Below are 4,911 nucleotides of genomic sequence, written 5' to 3'. Positions count from 1 at the left end.
GTCCGCGAACAGGTTGCCGGCCTGCCGGCAGGGAGGCTGTTTCCTGACCTGCTCGGGCACTACCGTTCGCACACTTTTGCCGAGACGACCGACGACCTGAAACTGGTTCGTGAAAACGCCCGATGGCGCAAGATCGGCCGAGCCTTTGGCGTCTGATCCGACCGCATGCCCTCATTTGTCATTGCACTATTCCGGCCTTGCGGAGCCCGTCGATCATGAGTTCGAAATCGGCATGGTTCTTGTAAGGCAAGACTTTGCGACGGTATTCCAGCGAATAGTCAGGATTGACGCGAGCAGTTCCTGCCATGCCGCCCACGCGTGCCGAGATCGCTGACCGAGAGGTCGAGACTCGCCTTGACCTAGCGATAGGCGTTCTCGGACAGGCAGATGGCGCCGGGCGCCGCGACGCCCTCCAGACGCGAGGCGAATCTTCGTCCGCGCTGGCGACCGGCTGTATCCAACCACATCTGCAGCCAGGATTGCGACTAGTCTGCGATTCTCGCTCAAAGTCCGTCTCCTCATCTCCATGATAGCAGGAAGACGGAGGGGCGAAGAGAGAACGTCGCAACGACGGCCAAGCAGCCGTCCGAATCGGCAACGCTCCGCCACCGGACCCACGGATGCCCATTTGCTGCCGCTTGCCGGTTGACGGCTATCGGTTCATCATTGTGAATACCCTGGCCGTGAAGGGCGTGGCGAGATCACGAGTCATGGCCCCAAGAGCCGGATGATTGCAGGCCAAATCGACCTGAAATCTGAATCCATCTCTAGGTCAAAGAGACAGAGCAGGATGTGGTCCGAAAACCGCTTCACACTTTTCGGCATCATGCTCGGGTGAGGTTTCCATGGACTGCTCGGGCTGCGGTTTCGAGATTGGGGGCGGTTACGCCTTCTGTCCGAAGTGTGGCAGGCGCCAGCCTGTGCCATGCGCCAGCTGCGGCTACCCCTGCGCACCTGACTTCGAGTTCTGTCCGAAATGTGGGGCAAGCCTTGGTGCGTCCGCAAAAGCCGCCGAACGGCCTGTTCCGAAACCAAGCGGGACCATCGTGCCGCCTTCTCGAATCCTGTCGCTGCCTACGAACATCGAAAGCTATGGGCTGCATCCCGTCTCTGACGCCGATCGCCGGACGGTAACGGTCCTGTTCGCCGACCTTTGCGGCTTCACGACACTCAGCGAACAACTCGACCCCGAGGTGATGCAAGCTCTGCAGAACGCGCTGTTCAAGGAATTGACGGCGGCCGTGCGAAACTTTGGCGGTTTCGTCGACAAATTCATCGGCGATGCGCTGCTCGCTTTGTTCGGTGCGCCCGTGGCGCATGAAGACGACCCAGAACGTGCGCTTTGCGCCGCTCTCGACATGATCGCCCGGACGGCGCGGCTCGGTGAAGGCACCCCCCACTCCGGCTCGCCTCTGTTACTCCACATCGGCATAAACACCGGTCCGGTGGTTACTGGCGGATTGGGCATCGGCACCGCCAAATCCTATTCGGTGACCGGCGACACCGTGAATACGGCGCAGCGCCTGCAATCGCTGGCCGCACCGGGTGAGGTGCTGGTAGGCGAACTCACTCACAGGCTGACCCGGCATGCCTTTTCTTACGAGTCGCTGGGCGATGTCGTGCTTCGCGGCAAGGCCGGCAGCGTGCTCGTCCATCGACTGGATGCACCGCTTGCGGCCCCGCGTGCAGCACGTGGGCTCGAGGCGCTCGGCCTCAGCGCGCCGATGATTGGTCGCGGTGCGGAGCTTCATAGAATGTTGGCGAGCCTTGACCAGGCGTGCGGCGGCTCGGCCCAACTTGTCCGCCTCGTCGGAGAAGCCGGTATCGGGAAATCGCGGCTGGTGAAGGAGTTCGTCGCCCGCGTCGGAGACGAGGATCGTTTTCGCAACGTCGCCGTGCGGCAGGCCGCGTGCTCACCGCTGGGCGAACAATCATTTGGCGCCTTGGACGCAGTTGTGCGCAGCGCTGCGGGGATGATGCAGAACGACAATGGGGATGAAATACGGGGGAAGCTCGCAGCCTTGCTTACCGATCTCGGCCTGCAGGGCGAAGAGGCAAAGCGACTGATGCCTTTGCTTTACCATGTGCTTGGCCTTGGCGACCCCGATGCCACCTTGCAGCATGTCGAGCCCGAGCAACTGCGGCGGCAAATTCTTTACGCAGTCCGCACAATCATCGAACGGCGGCTTGCGTTGTCGCCGCTGTTGATTGTCGTGGAAGACCTGCACTGGGCCGACGCCGTGTCACTTGAGGCACTGCGTTTCGTGATGGACAGGTTGGAACGCACACGGTTGATGTTGCTGGTCACGCATCGTCCAGCGCCGGACAACGACCAACTCGATTCAAATCGGGTCAGTCACACGGCGCTCAGGCTTTCGCCGCTCAACAATGATGACGGATGCAGTCTGCTGGCGGCGCTTTTCGGCGAGAGCTGGGTAAACTCCGCAGGAGGGCTTCTCGGCCAGATCCTCGAGCGCTCGGGCGGCAACCCGCTTTTTTTAGAGGAGATCGTTCGCGGCCTTATCGATTGCGGTGTATTGATGCGCGAGGGCCAGCGATGGCGGACTATGGCAGGCGAAGTCGCAACCGGCATTCCCGCCACGATCCAGGCAATGTTGCTTGCTCGGGTCGACCGGTTGCCCCAAGAGGTGCGCCGGTTGGCCCAGGAAGCCGCGGTAATTGGCCCGCGCTTCGATGCCACCCTTCTGAAAACCGTTACATCCGACCCCGGCCGGCTAGAAGCCGGCTGCGAACTGCTTTGCGATGCGGAAATCATCGAGGAAGTTGCCGGATCTGGCTCGGGCTCGTCGCAAAGCTACCGCTTTACGCAAACATTGCTGCAGGACGTGATCTACCAGAATCTGCTCCTGCAACGCCGGACCGACATCCACGGGCGGGTCGGTGCTGCCTTGGAGCAACTGTACGGCGACAAGCCGGAACGGCTCGAGGATTTGGCGGTGCTCGGTCATCATTTCGCACAGAGCGCCGAGCGGGAAAGGGGCGCGCATTGCCTGCAGGCGGCGGGTGATCGCGCTCGCATGATATACGCCAACGATGACGCCCTTCGTTTCTATGAGCGAGCACTGACCGCATTGGGTGCGATCGGGCAAACACCGCTCAAGCTGGCAATTGCAGAGCGCATTGCCGATCTGAGCGGCCCGGCAGGCCGCCGCCAGGTCGCGCACCACCACTACGAGGCGGTGTTGCTGGCATACCGCCAGTCGGCAGATCGTGTCGCTTCGGCGCGCGTTTTGCGTAAGGTCGGTCGGCTGCTCTGGGACGTCGGCAAGCGGGACAACGCAGAATCCCGCTATGCTGAAGCGGCAGCGCTCCTCGATGGAGCGGATGCCCCGATCGAGCAGGCGCATCTCTGGCAAGAACGTGGCCGACAGGCGTTCCGGAGCGGAGATCACTCCCTCGCGGCAAAATGGGCGGACGCGGCGCTGGATTGCGTACGCACTTTGACGACGGAGCATGTTTCCGACGTAGGACGCGATGCCACTCTTGTGACCGCCGAGGCACTTAATACCAAGGCTGTTGCGCTGGCTCGCCTCGGACGAAACCGTGAAGCCGTTGGCCAGGTCGAGCGCAGCATTGAATTGGCCGAAGCCGCCGGTCTGCTGGGTGCGGCCTGCCGCGGCTACACCAATCTCGGCGTGCTTTACACGACTATCGATCCGGCAAAGGCGATGGAGGTCTGTCGGCGCGGTCTGGACGTGGCGCGCCATATTGGTGATCTGGGTTTCCAGGCCCGCCTCCTCGCCAATCTGGCGGTCGCTTGTTGTACTTTCACGGATCGCTGTCCAACGGAGGGCGTGCCTGCCGCCGAGAAGGCTATCGAGATCGACCGGGCGCTCGACCAGCGCGAGCACCTGCCGGTGCCGTTGATCGTGCTTGGGCAGATCCACCAGTGCAATGGCCGTCCTGAACTGGCGGTTGGCCTGTTCCACGAAGCACTGGACGTCGCCCGCGAAATGGGCGAGCCCCAACTGCTCTTTCCGTGCTATGATGGTCTCGCAACGCTTAATCTGGACCTCGACAATCTGGCCGAGGCCGAACGCTACTTTTCCCTGGCGCAGGGTATATGCGCCCAGCACGGGCTCGACCCGGAAGCGCTTGTGGTGCTGCCTTTTCTCGACTAGCCGGGGTTAGGGGTTGGAAATGTCCGCGCCTAGTGACTTGGTACCGCTTCAACCGGGCGACCGTGCGCCGAACCTGGTGCTTGACGCCATTACCCAGGAAGGCAAGATCGCGCTCGATGACTTTCGCGGGCAAAAACCAGTGCTGGTCGGCCTGTTTCGAGGTCTGCATTGTGCCTTCTGCCGGCGCCACATCGCCGCCCAGGCGCGGCTTGATCCGGAGCTGCGTGAAAGGGGCGTGGAGAGCCTGACGGTGGTCAACACGCCGATCGAACGAGCGCGTCTCTATTTCCGCTACCACCCGATGCCGAACCTGCTTGCGGCCTCCGACCCTGAACGCGCTTCACATCGTGCTTTTGGACTACCCAATCTCGAATTCACCCAAAACGAGACGAACTGGCCGTACAAGGTCTCGATGGCAGCAGCAAAGGATATGCGGGTCGACATACCAGGCGAGTTGCCCGGTCCCATGGATCCTTTTGCAGCGAGCGAAATCCTCGATAGGAAGGACCCTTACGAAGTGACCGAAGCCGACGAACAGATGATCGCAACAGGACACGGACAATTGGTCGGTCAATTCCTGCTGGACAGGCAGGGAATTGTCCGCTGGAGTTTCACGGAGGTTCCGGAGGGGGGGCGATACATGTTTGGGGCGCCCAACCCGAAGGAACTGATGTCAGCTGTGTCGCAAGTCGCCCAATGAGGTCCCGTTTGATCAAATCTTCACGTTAATAATTTGCGGCTTGAGATGCAGTGCGCTCCAGCGCCGGCA

The 4,911-nt window shown here is 61.6% G+C and carries 3 protein-coding genes; 2 read left to right on the top strand and 1 reads right to left on the bottom strand.

Features of this window, described 5'->3' with window-relative positions; all coding sequences use genetic code 11:
• Positions 1–178: 178 nt before the first annotated feature.
• Positions 179–307: a hypothetical protein gene (locus tag EN750_RS41510; RefSeq protein WP_281035284.1), complete on the bottom strand. Its 129-nt coding sequence runs from the start codon at positions 305–307 to the stop codon at positions 179–181.
• A 538-nt stretch (positions 308–845) separates the two neighbouring features.
• Between EN750_RS41510 and EN750_RS18375 the strand changes: the two genes are divergently transcribed.
• Together EN750_RS18375 and EN750_RS18370 are read left to right on the top strand one after the other, a co-directional pair.
• Positions 846–4,142, top strand: coding sequence for an adenylate/guanylate cyclase domain-containing protein (locus tag EN750_RS18375; protein WP_127397259.1), 3,297 nt, complete (start codon positions 846–848; stop codon positions 4,140–4,142).
• A gap of 19 nt (positions 4,143–4,161) precedes the next feature.
• Complete coding sequence (locus EN750_RS18370; protein WP_127380484.1) at positions 4,162–4,842, top strand: redoxin domain-containing protein; 681 nt, start codon at positions 4,162–4,164, stop codon at positions 4,840–4,842.
• Positions 4,843–4,911 lie beyond the last annotated feature (69 nt).

The organism is Mesorhizobium sp. M7A.F.Ca.ET.027.03.2.1 (genome assembly GCF_003999175.1).
GTDB lineage: Bacteria > Pseudomonadota > Alphaproteobacteria > Rhizobiales > Rhizobiaceae > Mesorhizobium.
This window is presented reverse-complemented; position numbering and strand designations above follow the sequence as displayed.

Coding starts and splice junctions, on each gene's coding strand:
- EN750_RS41510 (WP_281035284.1), bottom strand. CDS start 307: ATGGCAGGAACTGCTCGCGTCAATCCTGACTATTCGCTGGAATACCGT.
- EN750_RS18375 (WP_127397259.1), top strand. CDS start 846: ATGGACTGCTCGGGCTGCGGTTTCGAGATTGGGGGCGGTTACGCCTTC.
- EN750_RS18370 (WP_127380484.1), top strand. CDS start 4,162: ATGTCCGCGCCTAGTGACTTGGTACCGCTTCAACCGGGCGACCGTGCG.